The organism is Bifidobacterium sp. ESL0827 (assembly GCF_052606685.1).
In genome coordinates, this window is record NZ_CP199597.1 from 1,436,018 (window position 1) to 1,458,388 (window position 22,371).

General features: G+C 60.6%; 19 protein-coding genes and 3 tRNA genes. 5 read left to right on the forward strand and 17 right to left on the reverse strand.

Going from position 1 to position 22,371, the window contains the following annotated elements; all coding sequences use genetic code 11:
• Nucleotides 1-78: 78 nt before the first annotated feature.
• From ACUIAI_RS05735 to ACUIAI_RS05780, 10 genes are read right to left on the reverse strand one after another with little or no spacing between them, the layout of a single operon-like run.
• On the reverse strand, nucleotides 79-636 hold the full coding sequence (locus ACUIAI_RS05735; RefSeq protein ID WP_445341829.1) for a DUF3180 domain-containing protein: 558 nt from the start codon (nucleotides 634-636) through the stop codon (nucleotides 79-81).
• The gene (locus ACUIAI_RS05740; RefSeq protein ID WP_445341830.1) at nucleotides 633-1,715 is read right to left on the reverse strand and encodes a dihydroneopterin aldolase; all 1,083 of its coding nucleotides are present in this window, start codon (nucleotides 1,713-1,715) and stop codon (nucleotides 633-635) included. Before ACUIAI_RS05740 ends, ACUIAI_RS05735 begins: the two co-directional genes overlap by 4 nt.
• 55 nt (nucleotides 1,716-1,770) lie before the next feature.
• Nucleotides 1,771-3,885 (reverse strand): ATP-dependent zinc metalloprotease FtsH, encoded by a 2,115-nt coding sequence (gene ftsH / locus ACUIAI_RS05745; protein WP_445341831.1) that lies wholly within the window; start codon nucleotides 3,883-3,885, stop codon nucleotides 1,771-1,773.
• Nucleotides 3,882-4,484, reverse strand: a complete 603-nt coding sequence (gene hpt, locus ACUIAI_RS05750; RefSeq protein ID WP_445341832.1) for a hypoxanthine phosphoribosyltransferase — start codon at nucleotides 4,482-4,484, stop codon at nucleotides 3,882-3,884. Before hpt ends, ftsH begins: the two co-directional genes overlap by 4 nt.
• The gene (gene tilS / locus ACUIAI_RS05755; protein ID WP_445341833.1) at nucleotides 4,471-5,640 is read right to left on the reverse strand and encodes a tRNA lysidine(34) synthetase TilS; all 1,170 of its coding nucleotides are present in this window, start codon (nucleotides 5,638-5,640) and stop codon (nucleotides 4,471-4,473) included. Before tilS ends, hpt begins: the two co-directional genes overlap by 14 nt.
• Entirely contained in the window at nucleotides 5,600-7,105 is a 1,506-nt protein-coding gene (gene dacB, locus ACUIAI_RS05760; RefSeq protein ID WP_445341834.1) for a D-alanyl-D-alanine carboxypeptidase/D-alanyl-D-alanine endopeptidase, read from the reverse strand. Before dacB ends, tilS begins: the two co-directional genes overlap by 41 nt.
• Before the next feature lie 32 nt (nucleotides 7,106-7,137).
• A complete protein-coding gene (locus tag ACUIAI_RS05765; protein WP_445341835.1) occupies nucleotides 7,138-8,769 on the reverse strand; it encodes a hypothetical protein in 1,632 nt (543 codons plus the stop codon).
• Nucleotides 8,766-9,611 carry an ABC transporter ATP-binding protein gene (locus tag ACUIAI_RS05770; protein ID WP_445341836.1) on the reverse strand — a complete coding sequence of 282 codons (846 nt, stop codon included), beginning with the start codon at nucleotides 9,609-9,611 and terminating at the stop codon, nucleotides 8,766-8,768. The genes ACUIAI_RS05765 and ACUIAI_RS05770 overlap by 4 nt, the downstream gene beginning before the upstream one ends.
• Nucleotides 9,612-9,645: 34 nt before the next feature.
• Nucleotides 9,646-10,872 (reverse strand): glycosyltransferase family 2 protein, encoded by a 1,227-nt coding sequence (locus tag ACUIAI_RS05775; protein ID WP_110413274.1) that lies wholly within the window; start codon nucleotides 10,870-10,872, stop codon nucleotides 9,646-9,648.
• On the reverse strand, nucleotides 10,872-12,311 hold the full coding sequence (locus ACUIAI_RS05780; RefSeq protein WP_445341837.1) for an AI-2E family transporter: 1,440 nt from the start codon (nucleotides 12,309-12,311) through the stop codon (nucleotides 10,872-10,874). The genes ACUIAI_RS05775 and ACUIAI_RS05780 overlap by 1 nt, the downstream gene beginning before the upstream one ends.
• A gap of 90 nt (nucleotides 12,312-12,401) precedes the next feature.
• Here ACUIAI_RS05780 and ACUIAI_RS05785 point away from each other — a divergent pair, with 90 nt between their 5' ends.
• Nucleotides 12,402-13,295 carry a glycosyltransferase gene (locus ACUIAI_RS05785; protein ID WP_045935657.1) on the forward strand — a complete coding sequence of 298 codons (894 nt, stop codon included), beginning with the start codon at nucleotides 12,402-12,404 and terminating at the stop codon, nucleotides 13,293-13,295.
• A gap of 60 nt (nucleotides 13,296-13,355) precedes the next feature.
• Nucleotides 13,356-13,427: transfer RNA gene (locus tag ACUIAI_RS05790), tRNA-Glu, on the forward strand.
• A gap of 301 nt (nucleotides 13,428-13,728) precedes the next feature.
• Here the strand turns inward: ACUIAI_RS05790 and ACUIAI_RS05795 are convergent.
• The 4 genes from ACUIAI_RS05795 to trmB form a co-directional block, all read right to left on the reverse strand.
• Nucleotides 13,729-15,261 carry a xylulokinase gene (locus ACUIAI_RS05795; RefSeq protein WP_445342826.1) on the reverse strand — a complete coding sequence of 511 codons (1,533 nt, stop codon included), beginning with the start codon at nucleotides 15,259-15,261 and terminating at the stop codon, nucleotides 13,729-13,731.
• A 57-nt stretch (nucleotides 15,262-15,318) separates the two neighbouring features.
• Nucleotides 15,319-15,705 carry a VOC family protein gene (locus ACUIAI_RS05800; RefSeq protein WP_254478349.1) on the reverse strand — a complete coding sequence of 129 codons (387 nt, stop codon included), beginning with the start codon at nucleotides 15,703-15,705 and terminating at the stop codon, nucleotides 15,319-15,321.
• Between the two features lie 114 nt (nucleotides 15,706-15,819).
• A complete protein-coding gene (locus ACUIAI_RS05805) occupies nucleotides 15,820-17,841 on the reverse strand; it encodes a GTP-binding protein (RefSeq protein WP_445341838.1) in 2,022 nt (673 codons plus the stop codon).
• Nucleotides 17,842-17,882: 41 nt separating this feature from the next.
• Nucleotides 17,883-18,695: a tRNA (guanosine(46)-N7)-methyltransferase TrmB gene (gene trmB / locus ACUIAI_RS05810; RefSeq protein ID WP_445341839.1), complete on the reverse strand. Its 813-nt coding sequence runs from the start codon at nucleotides 18,693-18,695 to the stop codon at nucleotides 17,883-17,885.
• A 148-nt stretch (nucleotides 18,696-18,843) separates the two neighbouring features.
• On the opposite strand from trmB, the gene galE reads away from it, so the two are divergent.
• The 3 genes from galE (at nucleotide 18,844) to ACUIAI_RS05825 (ending at nucleotide 20,123) form a co-directional block, all read left to right on the forward strand.
• Complete coding sequence (gene galE / locus ACUIAI_RS05815) at nucleotides 18,844-19,854, forward strand: UDP-glucose 4-epimerase GalE (protein WP_445341840.1); 1,011 nt, start codon at nucleotides 18,844-18,846, stop codon at nucleotides 19,852-19,854.
• Between the two features lie 72 nt (nucleotides 19,855-19,926).
• Nucleotides 19,927-20,000 (forward strand) — tRNA-Asp (locus ACUIAI_RS05820).
• A 47-nt stretch (nucleotides 20,001-20,047) separates the two neighbouring features.
• Nucleotides 20,048-20,123 (forward strand) — tRNA-Phe (locus tag ACUIAI_RS05825).
• A gap of 66 nt (nucleotides 20,124-20,189) precedes the next feature.
• Here ACUIAI_RS05825 and ACUIAI_RS05830 read toward each other — a convergent pair.
• The 3 genes from ACUIAI_RS05830 to ACUIAI_RS05840 all read right to left on the reverse strand — a co-directional run bounded on the left by ACUIAI_RS05830 (nucleotide 20,190) and on the right by ACUIAI_RS05840 (nucleotide 22,362).
• Entirely contained in the window at nucleotides 20,190-20,729 is a 540-nt protein-coding gene (locus ACUIAI_RS05830) for a low molecular weight protein-tyrosine-phosphatase (RefSeq protein WP_445341841.1), read from the reverse strand.
• A complete protein-coding gene (locus ACUIAI_RS05835) occupies nucleotides 20,729-21,397 on the reverse strand; it encodes a dihydrofolate reductase (RefSeq protein ID WP_254478345.1) in 669 nt (222 codons plus the stop codon). The genes ACUIAI_RS05830 and ACUIAI_RS05835 overlap by 1 nt, the downstream gene beginning before the upstream one ends.
• Nucleotides 21,398-21,486: 89 nt before the next feature.
• Complete coding sequence (locus tag ACUIAI_RS05840; protein WP_254478344.1) at nucleotides 21,487-22,362, reverse strand: thymidylate synthase; 876 nt, start codon at nucleotides 22,360-22,362, stop codon at nucleotides 21,487-21,489.
• Nucleotides 22,363-22,371: the final 9 nt, after the last annotated feature.

A 22,371-nucleotide genomic window follows, 5' to 3' on the forward strand; every position in this document is an offset into this window, starting at 1 on the left:
CAGCAAGGGATCAATAGCTTGGTCGACAGCAGGCCGGCTATCTTCAGAAACGTCCCCAGTTAGGGCCTTGAACGCTGTTCAGCTGTGCTTTTTGCTTGAATCGGCCTTTATCTGCGCCCTATCGGCGGTATTGGCCGCATCGGCCATCGGTCTTCGCGAGGACTTCTTGCGACGGTCGGGGTTCTCAGGCCCGTCATCCGGGGGCAACTGGCAGAGCCACTCCCCCACGGCCCCGGCCACCACATCGAGCAGACAGACCAGGGAGGCGACCAGGCACTCCTGCATGACCCGTGTGTAATAGGGCGCGCCTGCATGGCCCATGCTGATCAGGGCCTGACTGCCGTACCAGCCCAACAGGGCGGCACAGGCAATGCCAAGGGCCTTGCTCATGATCAGCACGTTGACCGCGAAGCGCAAATCCATCTGCTTGCGGTCCCCCTTGGCGTAGCGATGCACCTGGAAGGCCATGATCAGGATGGCCACCCCCAGCAGGAAGAGCAATACGCTGACCAGCCAGGGAACCCCCATCAGGTCCGTCCTGGTGGACATGCCCAGTTCCGAGATGCCGGCGCCTCCCATCAGGCCCAGGACCAGGGCGACCAGATAGTGCGCGAGCGGGGTGCGGCGGGCCCTCATGACAGACCGTCCAGAATCCAGTCCTCCGAGACCAGGCTGATACGGTCACGGTCAGGAGCACGGTTGGCCAGGCTGGCCAGACAGGATCCGCCAGCCCCAGGCAGGCAGTGTTCAGGCTCCAAATAAGCCCAGGGAATCAGAATGCGCGATGGAGCATCGGCGGTCAGCAGAGGGGGGCGGTCCCGGGAAGACAGAACCGAACCGTCCGAGGTCTCCACCTCAACCACATCGGCATCCAGCCCGCCCATCTGTCTGATAGGAGCGGCCACCATGTCCAGGGCCGACCGCAGCTCACCAAGATTCAGCGGCGTCTGCAGAATAACCACAGCCGATAGACGCTGATCCCCCTGATCATCCCGGTAGGCATATAGGGGCGAGATGCCGACCAGCTGACTGCCGGGAATTCCGTCCAGGGCTGCAAGAGCACGGAGCATGGTCAACCGGTCGGTTCCCGATGCTCCTTCCAGCGCAATCACATCACGCATCAGAAGGCCCTGTGGCTTGGCTCCTCCAACAGACGGCTGAGTGGACGCTTCGTTATCACTATCCGGATCCGAGGACAGGCCGCTCTGCGTGGAGGAGGTCAGGGGGTGACGCAGCCGGGCCTGTGCCGCATGGCCAGAATCAGCCTGACCAGACAGCAGGAAGGAGGGATGTCCTAAAGATGCATTCCCGCCGCCGCTAACCCGCCCGGATTCCATGCTGGCAGGGTTGCCTTCCACCTGATCGTCGGCTGCACGCTCAAGGGTGACGCCCACCTGAAAATCGACCCCAGTTCCCTGGTCAGCACCCAGACGGGTGACCGTGACCCGTGTGCGGCGGATCTGGTGGGAGAGCAGGATGGCATCAGCCACCTTGGCGGTCAGGGATTCCAGAATCTCATCAGCCGGCTCGTTCCGGATCAGGTTGACGATCCGACGGACAATCTGCACATAGTCCACGGTCTGGGTGCCGTCGTTGAGCCTGCCTGCCTCACTCAAATCCAGGTAAAGGACGGCATCGACCTGGTAGCCCAACCCAGGCTTCTGCTGGGCGTGCAGGGGTGCGACCTTGATGGAACTCAAACGGATGGAATCCATGATGTACGCTCCTCCCTCGCCTTGGACCATTCACTTCACCGGGCCAATCCGGAATTCAGCGCTGGTCCTCTGTGGACGACCCGTTCACGCTGCGCCTGAGCTCCTCGGGGATCTCCACCGGGGGCTGCTCGGAGTCCGGCCGATCCGGCGCAGACAGCCAGAGCTGGCGCTCGGGAGCCTTGCGCAGACCAGCGAAGACCGCAGCCAGCTCGTCCTTGTTCAGGGTCTCCTTGACCAGCAGCTGCCGAACGAGCTCGTCCAGCACGTCACGGTTTTCGGTGATGATCCGCCAGGCCTCCTGGTGGGCCGTCTCGATGAGATTGTGGACTTCCTCATCGATGGCCTCGGCGGTCTTCTCCGAATAGTTGTGGGGCTTCAGGGCATCGAGTCCGGCATCCTGGTCGTTCTCATCAGCCCACTTGATGGCCCCCAGCTTGGATGAGAATCCATACTGCAGGACCATCTGCCGTGCGATGTTGGTGGCCTTCTCGATGTCGTTGGAGGCGCCGGTGGTCGGGTCGTGGAAGACCACCTCTTCCGCCACGCGACCGCCCATGGCGTAGGCCATCTGGTCCAGCAGTTCGTTGCGGGACTGCGAGTAGCGGTCTGTGGTGGGCATGACCGCGGTGTAGCCCAGGGCCCGCCCACGCGGCAGAATGGTCACCTTGGTGACCGGGTCGGTGTGGTGCAGGGCCGCAGCAACCATGGCGTGGCCGCCCTCGTGGTAGGCGGTGTTGCGCATCTCGGCCAGGGCCATGCCCTTGGTCCGCCGCCGAGGTCCGCTCAGCACACGGTCGATGGCCTCGTCGATGGCCCGGTTGTCGATCAGCTGGGCATCCGAGCGAGCGGTCAACAGAGCCGCCTCGTTGAGCACATTGGCCAGGTCGGCGCCGGTGAAGCCAGGCGTACGCACGGCCACAGTGTGCAGATCCACATCCGGCACGAAGGGCTTGCCCTTGGCGTGGACCTTGAGGATGGCCTCGCGGCCCTCCAGGTCCGGGGCCTCCACGGCCACCTGCCGGTCGAACCGGCCGGGCCTGAGCAGGGCCGGGTCCAGGATGTCCGGGCGGTTGGTGGCTGCAATGATGATCAGGTTGGTGTCGTTGTCGAATCCGTCCATCTCGACCAGCAGCTGGTTCAGGGTCTGCTCGCGCTCATCGTGGCCGCCGCTCATGCCGGAGCCGCGCTTGCCGCCCACTGCATCGATCTCGTCGATGAAGATGATGGCCGGCGCATTCTTCTTGGCCTCGTCGAACAGGTCACGCACCCGGGAGGCGCCCAGACCGACAAACATCTCGACGAAGTCTGATCCTGCCATGGAGTAGAAGGGCACGCTGGCCTCACCGGCGATGGCCCGGGCCAGCAGGGTCTTGCCCGTTCCGGGGGGACCATAGAGCAGGACGCCACGGGGTATGCGGGCGCCCAGGGCCTTGTACTTGGAGGGATCCTTGAGGAACTCCTTGATCTCCTCCACCTCCTGGACTGCGGCCTCCTCGCCGGCCACGTCCGAGAACTTGGTCTTGGGGGTCTGTCCGTCGCTGAGCTTGGCGGAGTTCTTTTTGCCCCCCATGCCGAACATGCCGCCGCCGGCCGCCGAAGACATGCGCGAGAGCAGGAACCAGAAGACCCCCAGAATGATCAGCATGGGCAGGATGGAGGAGATCAGGTAGCTCATCATGCTGGTCTGCGGCACCACCGAGTTGTACCCCTCGGAGGGCTTGGCCTTTTCGACGGCCTTGACAACCTGCTCCCCCTGGGCCTCCACGTAGTAGAACTGCACATCCTTGCCGAAGTTCTTGGAGGTGCGGTTGCCGCGGAAGCCGGGTACATCCTTGACGAAGTCGCTATTGAGCTTGAGCTCGACGACCTGCATCTTCTCGGTAATCTCGGCCTTCTTGACCATGCTGCTGCGGTCGTTCAGCAGCTCCAGGCCATCCTGGGTATTGATGGTCTGAGCGCCGTTCTGGCTGCTGAAGAAGCCGAAGATGGCCAGGATGATGACCACGGCCAGAATCCCCCAGAGCCAAGGGGAACGCCAGAATGAGCGGTTGCCCCCGTTGGGGCCGGAGCCGTTGTTGCCAAGGTTGAAGTTGAAGGGGTTGTTGCCCTTGTCCCCGTTGTCCCTGCCCCCATTGGGCGGACCCTGCTGCGGTCCCTGCGAGTAGCTCATGACTGCTCCCCCTGATCCTGATGATCCTGTTCCTGGGTCGGGTCCATGTATTCCTCGGACCTGAGTACGGCTATCGAGTCGAGATTACGGTACTGCTCGTCGTAATCCAACCCGAAGCCCACAACGAATTCGTCGGGTATGGCGAACCCTGGATACTTGACATCCACCTCGACCTCGTGTCGCGAGGTCTTGTCCAGCAGGGTGAAGATCTCCACCGATGCGGCTCCTCGCTCCTTGAGATGCTCGACCAGCCAGTGCAAGGTGTAGCCGGAATCGATAATATCCTCAACAATCAGAATATGCCGTCCGCGCACATCGCAATCCAGATCCATCCTGATGTCCAGGTCCCCCTTGGAAACGCTGGTTTTGCCGGCCGGATAGCTGGAAATGCTCATGAACTCGATCTGAACCGGTATGGTGACGGCCTGTGAGAGGGCGGCAAGCGTGTTGAAAGCCCCCTTGAGAACGGCCAGCATGATCGGATTCTTGCCCCGGTAATCCAGGCTGATCTGCTCAGCCGTCCGATTGATAAGCTCCTCTATCCGTTCCTTGGACACCAGTTCATGGTCGATATGGGATTGAATATCAGCGATGCGCATGGTCTCCATCATTGCATATGAGAATGACTTGACCCTTACGGATTGCTGTATGGGAGCTGGGAAAACGGGGCCCTTGCTGGCCGTGCCATCGGCAGACCAAATCGTCCAGAGCCCGGACCTGCACGGCCGTGAACCGAATACCCAGCTTGGTCAGCACCTGGGCCAGCAGGCGGGTGCGCAGAGCCGGGTGACAGTCGGCCAATCCGTGGGCATCCAAGCAGGCCAGCACCCCTTCGGCCTTTTGATCCGTGTCAGGGCAGGCCACCAGTCGCTGGAACAACCCATCCACCTGGGAATCCAGGTAATCCTGATCCAGACGGGCCATATCCGCGCCCAGGGCCAGTCGGCGGACCATGTCCCGGCCTGCGAAGCGATTCAAGGCGGGCAGCAGGTCATGACGGATTCGCGAGCGCAGCGGCAGCGTCTCGGGAAGCTTGGAACCAGCCGGCTGATCATCGCCGTTGGTGGGGTCGTCCCACCAACCGATCCCCTGTTGGCGGCAGATGGCCGTGGTATCCTTCCGGTCCAGGTCCAGGAATGGACGCAGATAGCACATTCCTCCACGTTCCACACGCCGGGCCATGCCGGTGATGGCCTCCAGCCCCTGGGAGCGGATCAGGCCGATCAGCACCGTCTCGGCCTGATCGTCACGGGTGTGCGCCAGGAGAACGGCCCTGGCACCCAACCCGAGGGCCTGCTCGGAGAGGGCCTGGTAGCGGGCCGCACGGGCATCGGCCTCAGGGCCGGCCGAAGTGACGGGTACCTTCACTCTGGTGACGCGGACAGGATCCATTCCCAGCTCCCGGCAGGTTACAGCCGCACGTTCGGCGATACGATCCGAATCAGGCACCAGACCATGATCGATCAGCAGTGCCCCACACCGCAGCCCGGTCATATCGGCCACCAGGTGGGCCACGCAGGCCAGAGCCAGCGAATCACGGCCTCCAGAGCAGGCCACCAGGATCAATGGGGCATCCGAATCGGGCCGGTGAACCCCGTGATGGGTGAACCGCCTATCCTGCAGGCCCAGGCCCTCCTGGTCCAGGGCTGAACGCAGGAGCCCCACCGCCTTTTTCATCTCCGCTGAATAGACCATGATCCAGGCCGCTTCCTGCTCAGAGCCGATCCAGGGATCCGACCAGGGTGTCCACAGCATGCCGGGCAGCAGCCACATCCTCGGGATCGTTGACGACTACGGCAAAGACAAGAACACCGCCTGAGCGTCGAATCACATTGCCTGCCAATGAAGTCACATGGTCCAAGGTACCGGTCTTGACCCGGATCAGCCCGTCGGCCTGATTGTCTATTTTCCGCCTGGCTGCCGTGCCGGTCAGCCCCACCACAGACAGACCCTTGACCAGGGGGGTCAGCCCCTTCTCGGACAGGGCCAGCTGCTGGACGTCCGCCAAGGTGCCCACCTTTAGGCTTGAGCCAGGGGTCAGCCCCGAGCAGTCGGCCATGTTGAGGCCTGTGGTGTCTACGCCCAGCTTGTTCAGCGTACTGGTCACGGCTTTCACAGCCCCGGCCGGGCTGTTGGGCATGTCCAGGGCCAAAGCGGTCAGACGGCCGAAAAGCTCGGCCAGACTGTTGTCGGAGTTGCGTAGCATCAGCGACATGATCTCGCTGAGCCGTGCCGAGCTGATACTGGCCAGAACCTTGCCCTGGGCATGGTCGCTCTGGTTTGGTGCCTGGGCATTGTCCACCTGGATCCCGGACTCCGTCAGGCGGCTGGCAAAGACTGCCGCAGCGGCTCCTGCCGGATTTTGAACCCTAGGCAGGTAGACCCCGCCTGCGTCCGGATAGGCGACAGGCTCAGTCCGTCCCTGCCTGGCCTCATCCACGGCCATAGCGACAGGCTCCTGGAAGTAGATCCCATCAGCATTGTTTGCTTCGATTCCCTTCGGCGCCCGATCGTTGCCGAAAAGCGTGTCCTGGTAGGCCAGGGTCACTCGGCTGATTCCCTGCTGGTGTAGAGCCTGAGCCGTCTTCCCGGCCAGAGTCCCCAGGCCGGCCCGGCCATTGACGTGCAGGGGATCGTCCTTACCTACCCCCAGCAGCATATCGCCGTGACCGCGCAGGGTCAGCGTCGCCTGTGAGGAGGCAGAGGAATTCAGAACAGCCTCGGTATCCAGCTGGGAGGACATGTCCAGAACGGAGGCGGCTGCGGCTGCTGTCAAGGTCTTCATGGTGGAGGCCGGCTGGCGCGCCTGGTCGGCGTTCTTCTGAGCCAGCACCCGTCCATCAGCCTGCCGCACGACCAGCGAGTATGCATTGCCCAGGCCCGGCGTGCCGGCGAAGGCGTTGACCAGCTGCTGGACCTGGCCGGCATCCACTGCGGACCCGGGCTTGTCTGCAACCAGGGTGGGCGGCTCGCCCATCATGACCGCAGGGGGAACCGAAGAATGACCGGTCTTGGCCAAGGTCAGCGGTCCGGGAGCCAGGTCGGCCAAGTCCATACATGCATAGCCGAGGACCAACATGATAGCCACAAGCGCTGCCAGGGCCACCCGCCAGCGTCGCTTGGTTTGACGACGGCGTGTCATGCGCAGCTGATGTCTGTCACCCAATTGCTCACTCCCGGACTTGCCTTCGCCAACCGAGTTCGGCTCGGTCGGCATCATCCAACCAGCCTAGTACTGGTCCTGTCACCGTCTCAGGACTGCAGAGAGGCATAGCGATCCAGTGTCAGCAGAATGGCCGACTGTCGACGATCGAAGATCCGGGACCCCAAAGCGACGCCTATGGCAAGCACAATCAGGCCGTTGGCCAGTGCGACCGGCATAGGCAGCCAGAACGGAAGAATCCCGCCCGTGGTCATGGCCAGCAATGCCACCAGGAAGGTGGGCAGCATGATCACCAGGCTGGCCAGCAACTGCAGCATGGGCAGGAAGCCTTGGGCAACGGCACGTCCCTGTGGTGAGGTGAAGGGCTGATCCATGGAGGGTACCGGGTAAATCAGCAGGGCCGAGAAGACCTGGGCAGCTCCCAGCCCGGACAGGAGCAATCCTATGGTCGCGGCCAACATATCCAGGGAGATGACCAGATCTCGACCGCCCTTCATCGCCCCGGAGAGTACCAAAGTCACCAGCCCAAGCAGGAGTATGCAGGGCATAGCCACGCTCAGATGGCTGCGGACACGGGACAGCCGGTCCTCACGACCCTTCACCCCCGCCGCTATCTCCATGCGCAGGGCGAGCCCATCGTAGGCCAGGGCGTTGCCCTCGGGAATCTCGAGCATCAGGACACCCAAAACCGGTCCCAGCCATAACATCATGGGCATCTGGCGGAAGATTACCGCGTACAGAATCACCACAACCAGCAGAAGCGGATAGCTGACAAGTCTGCGGGGGTCCTGACGAAGATAGATCAGCAATCGCGCAGCCATGGCGTCCACAACGTCCCGGGACCGACCCAGTATCCCAAGCCCTTTGGGGGCAGTCGACCGTTCAGTCCTCGCCCCGGCATGCAAACGGCTATGGCGCAGACACAGCATGCCGATCATGGAACAGAGAGCCAGGGTGACCAGCTCCATACAAAGACGTCCGACCAGAGCCCACCATGATCCCGAAAGGAAATCCTCCGGCAGACGGACGGCGGCGCCCAGCGGCGTCCAGGCCAGTATGTCGGCCGCGGACTTGAGGGAGTCAGTGTCGACTGCCATGCCATCCGTAATCCCGCTGTCCAGCAGAGAGGGCAGCATGCACAAAAGCATGATCACCATGGTGACCAGCAGGTAGATCCCGGATCGGGTGCGCCGGGAGACCACCAGGGTACCGACCAGCTCCAAAACAGCCCGGGACAAGGCCAGCATCACCATGACAGCCAGCAGGGCTGCAATCAAAGCCACGATTGCGGCTCCGACACCCATGCGGACATAGATGGCTGTCAGGGCCAGGAAACAGACAAGGCCGGTCAATCCCGCAGGCCCGGTCAATCCGGCCAGGTAGAGGCCTACCTGCAGCTGGCTGTCAGGAATCCCGTACAGGACGAATCGCGAAGGGCTCAGGTTCGACCCCTGGCCCAGAAAGGCCAGTTGAATCAGGATCACTCCCAGAGTCAGTCCGGCCAGGAACAGGACCAATATGGATCCCATACGCTGCCGGTCGCCCGGACCGGCACTGGGCAGCCAGTCCCCCAGCGTCAGCGCAGCCTGCCACGAGGCCAGGCAGATGGCTATGGCCATGAGCAGGCTGATGATGGCCCCGACCACCTGCCAGGAGGAGTGCTTGATTGTGCCCCAGGTCATGGACCAACGCATGGCGATGATCGTGGATGCCGTGCTCATTGCGTCTCCTGGTCTTCCTCGAACCCGGAGCCGTTCAGCCAGGCGATTCGCTTAGCCTGATGACGGCCGCCGACAAGCTCCAGGAAGCGATCCTCCAGATCCTCGCCGGCAGCGACCTGGGCCACCGTGCCATCAGCCCGAACCAGACCATGGTCGATGATGGCTACATGGGTGCACATCCGCTCCACCAGGGCCATAACATGGGAGGAAATGACCACCGTCCCTCCGGTATCGACATACTCGGCCAGAATGTCCTTGAGATTGGCGCTGGAGACCGGGTCGACCGATTCGAAGGGCTCGTCCAGCACCAGAAGCCTGGGGGAATGAATCATGGCCGTAGCCAGGCAGATCTTCTTGGTCATGCCCGATGAATAATCACAGACCCGCTTGCCGCCGGCATCAGTCAGGTCGAAGGCCTCCAGCAGGTCCTTGGCCCGGCCCAGGGCCTCATTACGCGGCATCCGTCGAAGCATGCCCGAGTAGACCAGCAGTTGCAGACCCGTCAGCCTGTCGAAGATCTGATCAGCCTGGGGCATGACGCCGATGACCCGCTTGGCCGTATCCACATCCGACCACACGTCCCTGCCCAGAATCATGACATTGCCGGAGTCGGGCACCAGAAGTCCGGTCATCATATTCAGCGTGGTGGTCTTCCCTGCACCATTGGGGCCGACTATCCCGTAGAAGGATCCCCTGGGAATGTCCACAGAGAGGGCGTTGACAGCAGGCCGGCCCTGGTAGCACTTGACCAAGGCACGGATAGAAACCGCCGCCTGCGGATCTGGCGGAGGAACCACTGCCGTCTGGGCGGTCATGCTGGTTGCTTGCGCTTCATCGGACATGGCCTTAAGTCTAGCATTCGAGGAATGACCGGCCTTAATGCCCCGAGTGCTCGATGGGTTTCCATCCTGGATTAGCGAAAATGGCCTGGAAGGAAATGGGCACGTAGCTGAGCATGAAGATGGGGAAGCTCAGGCAGTAGGCAAAAAGCTCCTTGTTGGATGCGCCGATTTTGTCCCGCTCGGCCAGCACGGTCAGGGCAGCCAGGCCCATCATGGCCAGGATGCCCAGAATTCCAGCTGCAATGCCATCGATTAGGGTGGTCACCTGGCTGGTCCAGGTCACGAAACCCAGAGCCGGGAAGAGCAGGCCGAAGAAGCAGCGGACCAGACCTAAGACTGTCAGGGGGCAGATCAGGATGGTCAGGTCAACGGCCGAGAAATCGCGTTCGCGAAAGGCCCGGGAAATCAGAGCAGGCCCGTAGTAGCGAAAGACCTGAAGAAAGCCCTTGCTCCAGCGCAGCCGCTGTCTCCAGCTCTGCTTGAAGGTGACCGGCTGCTCGTCATAGAGTATGGCGGTGCCGCAATAGCCGATGCGCTCGCCGTGGAGAACCGAGTCCATGGTGAACTCCAAGTCCTCGGTCAGCAGGTGGAACTTCCAGCCGTTATTGCGCTCCATAACTTCCTTGGAGAACATGAATCCGGTGCCGCCCACGTGGCAGCTGGAGCCGATGACCATCCTTGAGGTGTTGAGGAACCGGGATTCGCGGATGAACCATAGGGCCGAGCCCGAGGAGACCCAGTTGTCCGAAAAGTTGACCGAGTTCCGGTAGCTGGTCAGTATCCGGAAGCCAGACTGGAAAGCCTTGTTCATTTCCTCGATATAGTGGCGGTCCAGGATGTTGTCCGCGTCGAAGACGAAGTAGGCATCATAGCAGGAGTCAAGACCTCGATCGAGTATCTGCTCCAGCAGGAAGGTCAGAGCGTAGCCCTTGCCCACCCGGTCCGGGTCCTGCCGCTCGACCACATGGCAGCCGAGAGATCTGGCTAGTCCTGCGGTGTTGTCTGTGCAATTGTCGGCCACCAGCCATATATCGACCATGGAGAATGGATAGGTCTGCTCCTTGATGGAGTTGATCAAATGACCGACCACGTGTTCTTCGTTGCGGGCGGAAATAAGCACGGCGAACCGCTTGTCAAAGGGGGCATCAGGAAAGACCGCCGGCTTGGAGACGAAGGAGATGACGATGCAGATGGCCTGGTAGACGATGCCCACCCCACCCAGCAGCATCATCAGTACGTCCAATACCTTGAGCAGGGCCATCAGCGCCACTCCTTGCGGGGGTTGTCCTCCCCCTCGGAGGCCTCGTCCCCGATCTCGGTACCCTTGAGCGGCCTGTGCTTTACCGGGGCCGAGGCGGATTTGGGTATAGGCACCGTAGCCGACTCATCCAGATCTTTGGCCGTCGGCGAGGATGCTGGGTAAAGCTGGCTGGCAATGGTCATGACGGGATCGTCCACTCGAACCCTGGCGCTGGTTCCCTTGGCGGACCGGCTGCCCACGTGGCTGGCCACCGGCTGGACCACGTGCTCGTTGAATGCCTCGACACCTTCGACCACCTTGGACTTGCCGACCGGCTTGGGATCCTGCATGAGCGGGGAGTCAATCAGCTCGTAATGCTTGACCGATGCCGAGAAGATGGCCTGGAAGCTGGCCGCCAGAGGCAGGGCCAGGAAGGCGCCCAAGGCGCCGAAGACCGCACCCAATGCCAATACAGACAGGAAGGCGATAGCCGGGTTAAGGTCCATGGTCCGCTGGGAGATCTTGGGGGCCAGGATCATGTTTTCGATCTGTTGGTAAATGATGATGTAGACCAGCACAATCACAGCCACCAGCAGTCCCCGGCTCCCCCAGGCCACCACTATGGGAACGGCCCCGCCTATGTAGGTACCGATGGTAGGCACGAACTGGGATACCAGCCCGCAGAAGAGGGCCAACGGCAGCCAGTAGGGCACCTTGAGGATGACCAGAAAGACCGACATGCAGGCCGCAGAGATGAGCGCCAGGATGGTCCTGCTGAACAGGAAACTGGAGATCTGGTCCTGAGCGATGGTCCAGACGAAGAGAAAGCGACGCTGGCTCCTGGGGGCCAGCCACTGACAGAGGCTGCGGCGCAGCTTGGGGCCGGCTGCAGAGATGTAGTAGATGACCAGCAGGACGGTCATGATATTGATGAAGGACCCTGCCAGCCCCACGGTGGTGGTCAAGGCCTGCCCCGCGAAGTCCGTCACCCAGGATGTCTGGATATTCTTGACGATCTCCCCGCCCAGATCCTGCATGGCCGGCAGGTGCCAAGGGGTGCGGCTGGCGATGAATTCCGCCACCTGCTCATAGAGGGCCGGCAGCCCGTTGGCCATGCCGATGACCTGCTGGACCAGCAGATTGCCGAACATGCCCAGGAGGACGATCACAATAATAATCAGGCCTATCAGAGTGACCGCCGAGGCCGCTCCCCGCCGCCAGCCATGCTTGACCAGCCTGAGCACCAGGGGCTCCATAGCCAAAGAGACGAAGATGGCGATCACCACGTCCAGCACCAGGAATTCGATCTTCCACCAGGAGGAGTAGGCGAACCAGGCCAGGAAGACAGCTATGACCACGTAGAGGAGGGCGCGGCCGAACCATTCCGGAGGTCGGCGCGGATCCCCCTTGGGCGGGAAGACCGTCGCGAAATCGAAGCGCTGCTTTTGCTCGTTGGCCATATGTTCCATTATCCCAAGATGGCTGACATGGCGGGCTATGGGACGCAGGTTGAGCCGACGGTGTATCCAGGCACACGTATCCTGAGGGGTATGTTGACCGTTTCCATAGTCATACCCGCCTGGAATGAGGAAGAACGCATTGAAGACTGCCTACTGAACGCCACCAGGCAGAGCCAGGCACCCAAGGAGGTGCTGGTAGTCGACAACCACTCTACGGACGCAACGGCCTCCATCGTCCAGCAATTCATCGACCAGCATCCTGACCAGCATGTCAAGCTCCTCCACCAGGACAGCGAACAAGGGCTGATCCCCACCCGCAATTACGGACTTGACCGGGCCACAGGCGACGTGCTGGGCCGGATCGACGCCGACTGCATGCTGCGACCCAACTGGGTCGAGGTGGTCTCCGGCATCTTCACCCGTGATCCAAAAGCCATGGGCGCCACCGGTCCTGTGGCTTACTACGACATGCCGGGGAAGAAGATCGGACTCAAGGGCGACAACACCATCCGTCGGGCCATCTATCGGGCCGACGACGGGCAATACCTGCTCTATGGCTCCAACATGGCCCTGCGCGCCACGGCCTGGCGGGCCATACGCAATCAGGTCTGCAGGGATAAAGAGGACATCATGCATGAGGATGTCGATATTTCCTTGCATCTGATTGACCAGGGGTTCAAGACGGTATACTGCAAGGACATGAACGTGGGCATCAGCGCCCGCCGCATGGACACATCCTTCACGTCCTTTCGCCACTATATGCAGCGTTTCAAGAACACCTTCGATGCCCATCCGCAACACACCAGGGAGCAGAAGCCCGAGCACACCCTTTATGCCATCTACCCCATACTCAGAGCCTTCTACCCCGTCTACCAGAAGTACCTGGAATCCGCCGATATCAACCCTGCGGAACGTGTCTGGATCCGCGAACAGATGGAGCTCTTCCACCGGCGCGACCAGGAGCTGGATCAGGAGGACCACTGACCAGCGGACGGCACACCAGGCTTGCCTGGTCCATAGGGGGCGGGTATCATGGGCACGTTCGCCCCCGTCGTCTAACGGTTAGGACACCAGACTTTCAATCTGACAGCGAGAGTTCGACTCTCTCCGGGGGTACAAGGCAAAGGGTTAAAAATGGCGGAATACAGCCGCAGCAGACTCGGACAAGATTCAGTGCAAAACCAGAATCGGGCCGTTTAGAGCTCTATCAAACTAAGATAGTGCACACTTTAGTACACACGTATAACTCGCCTTCGAGGGAAATTCCCTAGCAAAATGACGACTTCCTTGTTTAAATTTCTACAGCTTTGCTTGGTGCAGTCTGCGAGCATGCGAGAGCAATCAAACCTGTTGCCATCCGTAGGCCAGCCTGAATAGTCCTCGCCAGCCATTAGCAACGACTGCATTTGATGGGCACTTACCGGAGGGAATCCAAAGCCGGATATAACCGCCGGAACCGGTTGTAACCAGCATCGTACACATGACGGTTTGCGTCGTCGGGTGAATAGACCCGTCCAACAAGGTTCGCTTCCACCAACTTTTCCAAGGCCTGCAGATCGGGCCGGGAAGACGAGCCGGTCTGTTTGCCAACAGAGACCAGCTCGGCCAAGGCCACTGCAGGCATGAGATGGGCATCATCAAGCACCTGAACGGGCGCGTCAAGGATATCCGCCAGCATCTGGCACCATTGGGGCTCACGGGTGCCGCCGCCGATCAGGGTGACACGCTCGATAGGCGTGCCCAGCAGGTCGAGCCCCTGCCGAATCGAGTAGGACACGCCTTCCAATGCGGCTCGGGCAAGGTCGCATGTCTCGGTCTCGGAAGAAATGCCGACATAGGCTCCACGAATCGCAGGGTTCATCATCGGGAAGCGCTCCCCCACCAGGTAGGGCAGGCAAATCACACCACGCGCTCCTGCAGGGCTGGATTCCAACAAGTGTCCCATTCGTCGATAGGGATTGCCGTCGCCCTCGGTCCGACTGCCCCCCGCGAAGACTCCGGTGGCCCAAGCATGCACGTTGCCGGCATTGAGGAATGGCACCGTGTTGATGATGCTGTCTGTGCCCAGATAGGCCAGATTGACCATTCCAGGGCGGTCAGTTACAGCTCGGTCTGTCACTGTGGCAATCCACCCGGATGTGCCCAGGTTGATATTGAACTGACCAGGATGGAATACCCCGCCAGCCAAGGTGGATGCCCCAGCATCACCCATGCCTGCATAGACTGTGGTTCCCGGAGCAAACCCCGCGGCAGCGGATGCGCCCGGCGTGCTGGCGCCGACGCTCTCCCATGGCCAATAGAGTTCCGGGAAGGTCGCAGTATCCACGCCTGCTGCTTCCAGGATGTCCCTTCTCCACTCACGCGAGCACAGATCCATGGCGCCTGCCGTCGAACAGGCCGTCACATCGCCGCAGTAGACACCGGTCAGCCACCAAATCAGATAATCCTTGGCATCGATGAGCACATGGCGAACCTGCGCATACCGGTCGGGCTGATGCCTGGACATCCACATCAGCTTGGCTACGGGCAGGGACCCATCGCACGGGTTCCCCACTCGGGCGCGGAAGGACTCAGCCCCATAGGCTTCAACCAGCTCAGCAGACTCCTCTTCGGCCCTGCCATCCGCGTACAGGATCGCCGGTCCGACGGGCTGCCCCTGCGCATCCAGGGCGATCAGGTCCTGCATCTGCCCACTCATGATGATGCCGGTGACCTGGTCGCTCTTGAAGTGCTCGATATTCCGCCCGGCCCTGGCCAAAAGATCACGGGACACCTCGATGAAGGCCTGTAGCCAATCCTCAGGATTCTGCTCGATACGCCCATCACCCGTGTCAATCGGCAGAAGACCGCTGGACGCGCACCCTCTGGCAGAGCCCTGGTCATCCACAAGAACGGCCTTGACCTGCGTGGTCCCCACATCAAATGCGGCTGTATAGGTCATACCGGTCATCCTAGGCTTTCCCAGCCGCTCAGAGGCTGACATGATCTCGTATGTGGACTGACGCAGTTACCCCTGGGCCCCTGACCAGTCCACCACTGCTTCGACATTGTTCCCGTCCGGATCAAAGACGAACGCCGAATAGTACTTGGGATGATAATCGCGCAACCCTGGAGCACCATTGTCACGGCCACCGGCAGCGAGTGCCTCCCTGTAGAAGGCATCCACCGTTGCTGTATCAGCGGCCCTGAAGGCTATGTGGGTCACCGGCGAGCCAATCCCGTCCTCACTCGGCGTCAAATAAAAGTCCGAGTGGGCCCCATCATCCTCTGCACCGAACCCAATGGTGGGCTCATGGTGGGCCTTGGCCACGTACCCCAATGGTGCCAGGGCTTGGCTATAGAAATCGATGGAAGCCTGGATGTCACGGACCTTCAGCGTCAGATGATCGATCATGTTCAACATTTTATGGGAATCTCCAAGCGGCAGCATCCAAATGCCCGAAATGATCCCTTTTTGCAAACCGCTTGATTCCAGTGAAAAGTCAAACGCAATCCTCAAGGCTGTGTTTCAGATGTACTTGCCGCCGGGCAGGTGCATGAAGTCCTCCACCTTGTTCCATTTGACCGGGTATCCTGCTCCGTGGGCGCAGAAAACCGAATCAGGGGTGTTCTCCAAGTCGGACTCGGGGTCATAACCGATGGAATCCACAAGAACATCCTGGTCCTGGCAGGGACGATACCCGTTGAAGAAACAGGTCAGATGTCCGCTGCCGTGAGTGTAGGCGCTGACCTCGATGGCATAATCACGCATCTGCGATACCGGTGCATCCCCTTCCAGATCGAAAGTATCCCCGTCTGCCTGCGGCTGCGCAAAGTTGCCCTTCATCCGGTAGATGTCCGACATGGCTCTGCCGAGGTTTGCCTGAGGAATTGTGAGTCTGAAATGGTACCAGGGCTCCAGCAGAATATTCCGAGCCTTCATCAGCCCCTGCCGGACGGCCCGGTAGGTGGCCTGGCGGAAGTCCCCGCCTTCGGTGTGCTTGATATGCCCGCGGCCGTCCAGCAAGGTGATGCGCATATCGGTGATGGGCGACCCCGTCAGAACGCCCAGATGCTCCTTCTCCGCCAGGTGGGTCATGATGAGCCGCTGCCAGTTCCCTTCCAGGCGATCCAGACTGCATGTCGACGCAAAACTGAGACCGCTGCCCGGCTCCGTAGGTTCCAGGAGCAGGTGGACTTCGGCGTAGTGGCGGAGGGGCTCGAAATGTCCGACTCCTTCGACGGGGGCAGCAATGGTCTCCCTATAGAGAATCCCGCCCTGGCTGAAGGAGACCTGCATGCCGAACCGCCGCTCCAACTGAACCTGAATCACCTCCAACTGAACCTGGCCCATGATACGTAGGTGGATCTCCTGGAGCCGTTCCTGCCAGACAACATGCAGGAGGGGATCCTCATCCTCCAAGATGCGCAAGGCGCTCAACAAGTGATGCGGGTCCACCCCTTCGGCTTCCACTGCATAGGACAGCACCGGCTCCAGCAGAGGAGTCAGATCCTCCCGCTCACACCCAAGCCCCTGCCCCGGACGTGTGAGATCAAGGCCGGTTGCTGCCACGATGCTTCCGGCCTGGGCGCAGTCCGTCAACCTATAGGAATCTCCCGAATAGACACGAAGCTGATCAACCGTCTCCCTCGTCTCAACGTGCTCGTTCTTTCCCATAGCTCCAGCTGTTTTGTACGCCTCCTCAACAGAACCCGATTCTTTGCTGTCTTCATCTCCATGACGGAGTTCGGTGGCCAAAGAAGATTTGACCGGTAGCTCGCCACCGGTCACCTTGAGCCAGGTCAACCTGGCACCCTTGTCATCATGCGATACCTTAAACACCCTTGCGCCGAACTGTTTGCCATACACAGGCGAAAGGGCGTACCGCTCCAGCCCCTCCAGGAGGACATCGACCCCGTCCAGGCGCAGGGCAGACCCAAGGAAACATGGAAAGAGACGACGATCGGCAACCAACCTTGCCAGACTCTCATCCGATATACCATCAGTCTTGAGGTATTCATCCATGACATCCTCGTCAAGCAGGGCCACATCCTCCATATCGCCATGCTCGAGTCCACGGCTCAAATCGAAGCAGCCCGGAGACCAGCGTTGCTTGCAGCTTTCAAGGATGCGGGCGGCATCAGCACCAGGGGAATCCAACTTATTGACGAAAATGAAAGTGGGTACCTCGTAGCGTGTCAGAAGCCGCCAGAGCGTATCGACATACCCTTCCAATCCAGCGGTCGCGTCGACGACCAGAAGGGCATAATCCAAGACTGACAGGACCCGCTCCATCTCGGCTGAGAAATCCACATGGCCGGGTGTATCGATGAGGGTCAGATCGACATCACGGTAGGTCAGCCGGGCTGGCTTGGAGAAAATGGTGATGCCACGCTGACGCTCCAGATCGTTGGTGTCCAGAAAGGCATCGCCATGGTCCACCCTGCCCAGACGGCGAATTTCCCCGACCCGGTAGAGCATGGCCTCCGAGAGCGTGGTCTTGCCGGCATCGACATGAGCCAGCATCCCCACCACTATTTTCTTGACCATCGGGGCCTCCCTCAGTCTTCACGTTTATGCGCACTCTATGGTCAGTCTGCCGAAACCTGATAAGTCAGGTCGTGAATGACCCGGCCAGCCTGAATCCCCTTGCGCTCAAAGTTGGTTACGATTCTGCCTTCGAACCGCTCCGACTCCATGAACATGGTATGAGGCAGGGATTTGGCCTTATCAGCCGTCCCCTTGCCGACATGCTGAGTGGGCAGACTGACTGGCAGAGTGCCCAGATTTCTGAATTTCGGGTTGCCGTCCATCACTTCATGCACATGCAGGGCGTAATCCTCGATGTCGGTTGCGATTCGCCAGATGCCGCCTGGCACCAAACACCTCGCCAGATCTTCAGCCAGGGCCGGCTGGACCAGACGACGCTTGTGGTGCTTCATCTTTGGCCAGGGGTCGGGGAAGAAGGTCCAGACTTCCTTGATCAGTCCAGGATCCATCCGGGCCAAAAAGTCAGGTGCGTTGACCTGGGCCAGCCGCAGATTATCAAGGTCGGATTTACCGGCCATCAGCATGGTATGGGCCAACCCCGGCTGATAGACCTCCAGGGCTAGGTAGTTCAGATCAGGGTGCTCCCGGGCGCTGGCCACGACGTTCTCCCCCTGGCCGGATCCGATCTCGACGATCAGTGGCGTATCCCGCCCCCAGACCGACCTGACCATTGCTATATCGCAACACAGATCCTCGGCTACCGTCAACGAACCCTCAGCCTGGCCCAAATCGAGCAGGTATCTGGAGGAATACTGAGCCCAAGCCCTCGCCAGCCGGTCGTTCAGCTTCTCGGATCGCCTCACATAGGAGACGATGGACCTCATGGGGGCCTTGCTCTGTCTTTCTGCACTCATCACAGCTCATATATATCCTAGAAAGCGGATACGAGCGGGCACAACAGTCACATGTGCCCGTGATATACTCAATCTAGAACAAAAAACAACAAAAGATTGCAAAATCGAACAAGCTCTTTCGTCCGGTTTCGACAGGAAAGGCATGCAGATGTCAGTTTTAGTTACAGGTGGCTGCGGATACATTGGCGCCCATGTGGTCCACGCACTGCAGGAGGCCGGTAAGGAGGTCGTCGTAGTCGATGACCTCAGCTATGGCAAGCCCAGCCGGATAGGCAATGCCCGCCTTTACGGCGCCGATGTGTCCGCCCCGGGCGCCGATCAGCGTCTGGCCGAGATCATCCAGGAGAACAAGGTCGACTCGATCATCCACTTCGCCGCCCGCAAGCAAGTGGGCGAATCGGTGGAGAAGCCCATCTGGTACTACCAGCAGAACCTGAACGGCATGATCAACGTCCTGTCCGCCATGGCAAAGACCGACGCCAAGAAGCTGGTCTTCTCCAGCTCGGCCGCAACCTACGGCGAGCCCCCGGTCGACGTGGTCCCCGAGGACGTGCAGCCCATGGTCCCCATCAACCCCTATGGCCAGACCAAGCTGGTCGGCGAGTGGATGGCCCGGGCCTGCGAACAGCCTTACGGCATCCGCTTCTGCGCCCTGCGCTACTTCAACGTTGCCGGCTGCGGACCAGTCAGCCTGGAGGACCCGGCTGTGCTCAACCTGATTCCCATGCTCTTCGACAGGCTGCGGCAGGGCAAGGCACCCGCCATCTTCGGCGATGACTACCCCACTCCCGACGGCACCTGCGTGCGCGACTACATCCACGTCTCCGACTTGGCCGACGCCCACATCGCCGCCCTGGACTACCTGGACCGCGACCAGCGCCGCTATGATGCCTTCAATGTGGGCACTGGCCAGGGCACATCCGTTCGCCAGATCGTGGACGAGGTCAAGAAGGTGACGGGCCTACCCTTCACTGAGGCCATCAAGCCCCGCCGCGCCGGCGATCCGCCGCATCTGATCGGCGACCCCACGCGAATCAACACCGAAATGGGCTGGCACGCCAAGTACGGCGTCGAGGAGATCGTTGAATCAGCTTGGAAGGCCTGGCAGGCCAACCCTGCCCACCACATCGACACCGATGGCTGGCAACAGCAGGACTAGGTAGCGACGCGCCGGGGCTTGCATTCCTCCGGCGCTCATGTAAACTTTCCTCTTGGCTGTTCGAGCAGCCTCGGCTCCGTAGCTCAGTTGGTTAGAGCGCCGCCCTGTCACGGCGGAGGTCACCGGTTCAAGTCCGGCCGGAGTCGCTGGGAATGGTCTGGCCCGGTTTGTCCAGGTCTTTTCGACTGTTCATGGCTCTGTAGCTCAGTTGGTAGAGCGAGCGACTGAAAATCGCTAGGTCAACGGTTCGATCCCGCTCGGAGCCACCAGCCATTAAGCCCCTGAGATTCATAAGGAATCCAGGGGCTTAATTGATATTTACATTCATCTATCGTTCAGGACAGCTGACGGGCCACCCAGTCGACGATGTAGGGCGCGGTGTGCTCAATCTGATCGATGGCCACCTCGAACTCACGGGGACCACCGTACCAGGGGTCCACCAGATCGATTTGGCTCTCCCGGCCCGGCACCGGCTTGGGCAGATCCGGGTCGAAGCTGCGGTACAGATGAACGGCGGATCGCTTGCCTGAAGGCAGCAAACGCAACAGGGCGCGCATATGGTCGGCCGTCATGGGCAGGAGCAGGTCGGCGTCTTCGGCCTCCTCCCGGGTAATCCGGTGGGCGAAGTGGTCAGCCGGCACCTCGTAGCCCCGCTCGCGCAGAACCTTCTGAGCACGCCGATCTATCGGGTTGCCAAACTCCTCGTCGCTGACCCCGCTGGATTCCACCCTGACCTGGTCCTCATCCAGTCCGCGATCTTGGAAGAATTTACGCAGGATGATCTCAGCCATGGGTGACCGGCAGATATTTCCAGTGCAGACGGTCATGACGTTGTAAGGGCCCCGTGAAGCCTTTCCTTCAGAATTCTGGGCCATCAACGCACCTTCCCATAGGTTATGTACCGGAAGCGCCGTATGGCATCCGCCTGGTCTGGTTTGGCAGGGGTCATCCAACGGCTCTCATCGCGCACCTGCCAGAACCGCTTGCTGACTAGCTCCTCCATATCAGGAACGAAGACGTCGGCTGGAGTTTGCAGATCCAGGTCAGTCACGTAGGCCGCATCGGCCAGCGGAAAGAAAGTGCTGAAAACCCCTGCGCCGCCGATGATCCAGATTTCACTGCGATCCATCCCATCGTCGGGAATGGCTTCCTGCCTGGCCAGCTCCAGAGCATCGTCGGCCGCAGATACCACGGTGGCGCCAGGTGCATGGAACCCTGGGTCACTGGACAGAATGATGTTGTCCCTCTTGGGCAGGGGCCGCTCCCCCATGGAGACCCAGGTCCGCCGCCCCATGATGACAGGATGGGATACGGTCAGTTCCTTGAAGTGCCGCATATCCTCGCTCAGATGCCAAGGCAGCGCATTGTGGTAACCGATGGCGCCACGCCGACCGTCAGTGGCCTGCGCCTGCGCCCAAATCATATTGACCGATGAGCGGCGGCCTATCTCTTCTTCCTGATGCCGCCAATCCTCATCGCCTAGAAGCCCGGCCTGACCGGGCTCGGGTTCGTGATAGCCGCTTCGACTATTGTCATGCTCCATCTGTTGCGTTCACTCCTCATAGTGAGTAGATATACCAGAACATTCTAATCTTCGGATTCGACGGTGCCCGTATTCGGCTCAGCGCACCATCAGACAGCCACTGGGGCCTTGATGGCGGGGTGGCATTGATAGTCCACCACCTCGAAGTCTTCGTACTGATAGGAGAAGATGGAATCGGCCTTGCGTATGCGCATGGTCGGATAAGGATAGGGTTTGCGCGACAGCTGCTCCAGAACCTGCTCCACATGATTGTCGTAGATATGGCAGTCGCCGCCGGTCCAGACGAACTCCCCCGGCTCAAGATCAGCCTGCTGGGCCATCATCAGGGTTAGCAGGGCATAGGAGGCGATGTTGAAAGGCACCCCCAGGAACATGTCACAAGAGCGCTGGTAGAGCTGGCAGCTCAGCCTGCCATCGGCCACATAGAACTGGAAGAGCGCATGGCAGGGTGGCAGAGCCATGCTGTCAACCTGGGCTGGATTCCAAGCAGTGACGATCATTCGACGGGAGTCCGGATGGGTTCGTATCAGATCCAGCACCTTGGCGATCTGGTCGATGGTGTGATGGGGGTCCTCTGGCGTCGGTGCGGGCCAGCTGCGCCACTGGACCCCATAGACCGGGCCCAGATCCCCGGTTTCCGGGTCGGCCCATTCGTCCCAAATATGCACGCGATTCTCCTGTAGCCAGCGCACATTCTGCGACCCCTTCAGGAACCAAAGCAGCTCGTAAGCAATGCCACGGAAGAAGACCTTCTTGGTGGTGATCAGGGGGAAGGAATGCGACAGGTCGAAGCGCATCTGCTGCCCGAACAAAGATATGGTTCCGGTGCCCGTCCTGTCAGACTTCAAAGTGCCCCCGCGCAGGATGGTGCGCACCAAGTCCTCGTAGGGAGTGGGAATGTCCGAGTCGGGACGATCAGGGATACGTGTACGAATACGCTGCAGTTCTTCGGGAGTCAAGGCCATGCGGCCATA

Excerpts from the sequence above, each read along its gene's own strand:
- ACUIAI_RS05795 (WP_445342826.1), bottom strand. The coding sequence starts at position 15,261 with ATGACCGGTATGACCTATACAGCCGCATTTGATGTGGGGACCACGCAG.
- ACUIAI_RS05775 (WP_110413274.1), bottom strand. The coding sequence starts at position 10,872 with ATGGCCCTGCTCAAGGTATTGGACGTACTGATGATGCTGCTGGGTGGG.
- ACUIAI_RS05805 (WP_445341838.1), bottom strand. The coding sequence starts at position 17,841 with ATGGTCAAGAAAATAGTGGTGGGGATGCTGGCTCATGTCGATGCCGGC.
- ACUIAI_RS05835 (WP_254478345.1), bottom strand. The coding sequence starts at position 21,397 with ATGGAGCATGACAATAGTCGAAGCGGCTATCACGAACCCGAGCCCGGT.
- galE (WP_445341840.1), top strand. The coding sequence starts at position 18,844 with ATGTCAGTTTTAGTTACAGGTGGCTGCGGATACATTGGCGCCCATGTG.
- ACUIAI_RS05830 (WP_445341841.1), bottom strand. The coding sequence starts at position 20,729 with ATGGCCCAGAATTCTGAAGGAAAGGCTTCACGGGGCCCTTACAACGTC.
- ACUIAI_RS05780 (WP_445341837.1), bottom strand. The coding sequence starts at position 12,311 with ATGGCCAACGAGCAAAAGCAGCGCTTCGATTTCGCGACGGTCTTCCCG.
- ACUIAI_RS05740 (WP_445341830.1), bottom strand. The coding sequence starts at position 1,715 with ATGGATTCCATCCGTTTGAGTTCCATCAAGGTCGCACCCCTGCACGCC.
- hpt (WP_445341832.1), bottom strand. The coding sequence starts at position 4,484 with ATGCGCATCGCTGATATTCAATCCCATATCGACCATGAACTGGTGTCC.
- ACUIAI_RS05840 (WP_254478344.1), bottom strand. The coding sequence starts at position 22,362 with ATGGCCTTGACTCCCGAAGAACTGCAGCGTATTCGTACACGTATCCCT.
- ACUIAI_RS05785 (WP_045935657.1), top strand. The coding sequence starts at position 12,402 with ATGTTGACCGTTTCCATAGTCATACCCGCCTGGAATGAGGAAGAACGC.
- ftsH (WP_445341831.1), bottom strand. The coding sequence starts at position 3,885 with ATGAGCTACTCGCAGGGACCGCAGCAGGGTCCGCCCAATGGGGGCAGG.
- ACUIAI_RS05735 (WP_445341829.1), bottom strand. The coding sequence starts at position 636 with ATGAGGGCCCGCCGCACCCCGCTCGCGCACTATCTGGTCGCCCTGGTC.
- ACUIAI_RS05800 (WP_254478349.1), bottom strand. The coding sequence starts at position 15,705 with ATGATCGATCATCTGACGCTGAAGGTCCGTGACATCCAGGCTTCCATC.
- trmB (WP_445341839.1), bottom strand. The coding sequence starts at position 18,695 with ATGAGTGCAGAAAGACAGAGCAAGGCCCCCATGAGGTCCATCGTCTCC.
- ACUIAI_RS05765 (WP_445341835.1), bottom strand. The coding sequence starts at position 8,769 with ATGAGCACGGCATCCACGATCATCGCCATGCGTTGGTCCATGACCTGG.
- dacB (WP_445341834.1), bottom strand. The coding sequence starts at position 7,105 with ATGATGCCGACCGAGCCGAACTCGGTTGGCGAAGGCAAGTCCGGGAGT.
- ACUIAI_RS05770 (WP_445341836.1), bottom strand. The coding sequence starts at position 9,611 with ATGTCCGATGAAGCGCAAGCAACCAGCATGACCGCCCAGACGGCAGTG.
- tilS (WP_445341833.1), bottom strand. The coding sequence starts at position 5,640 with ATGCTGTGGACACCCTGGTCGGATCCCTGGATCGGCTCTGAGCAGGAA.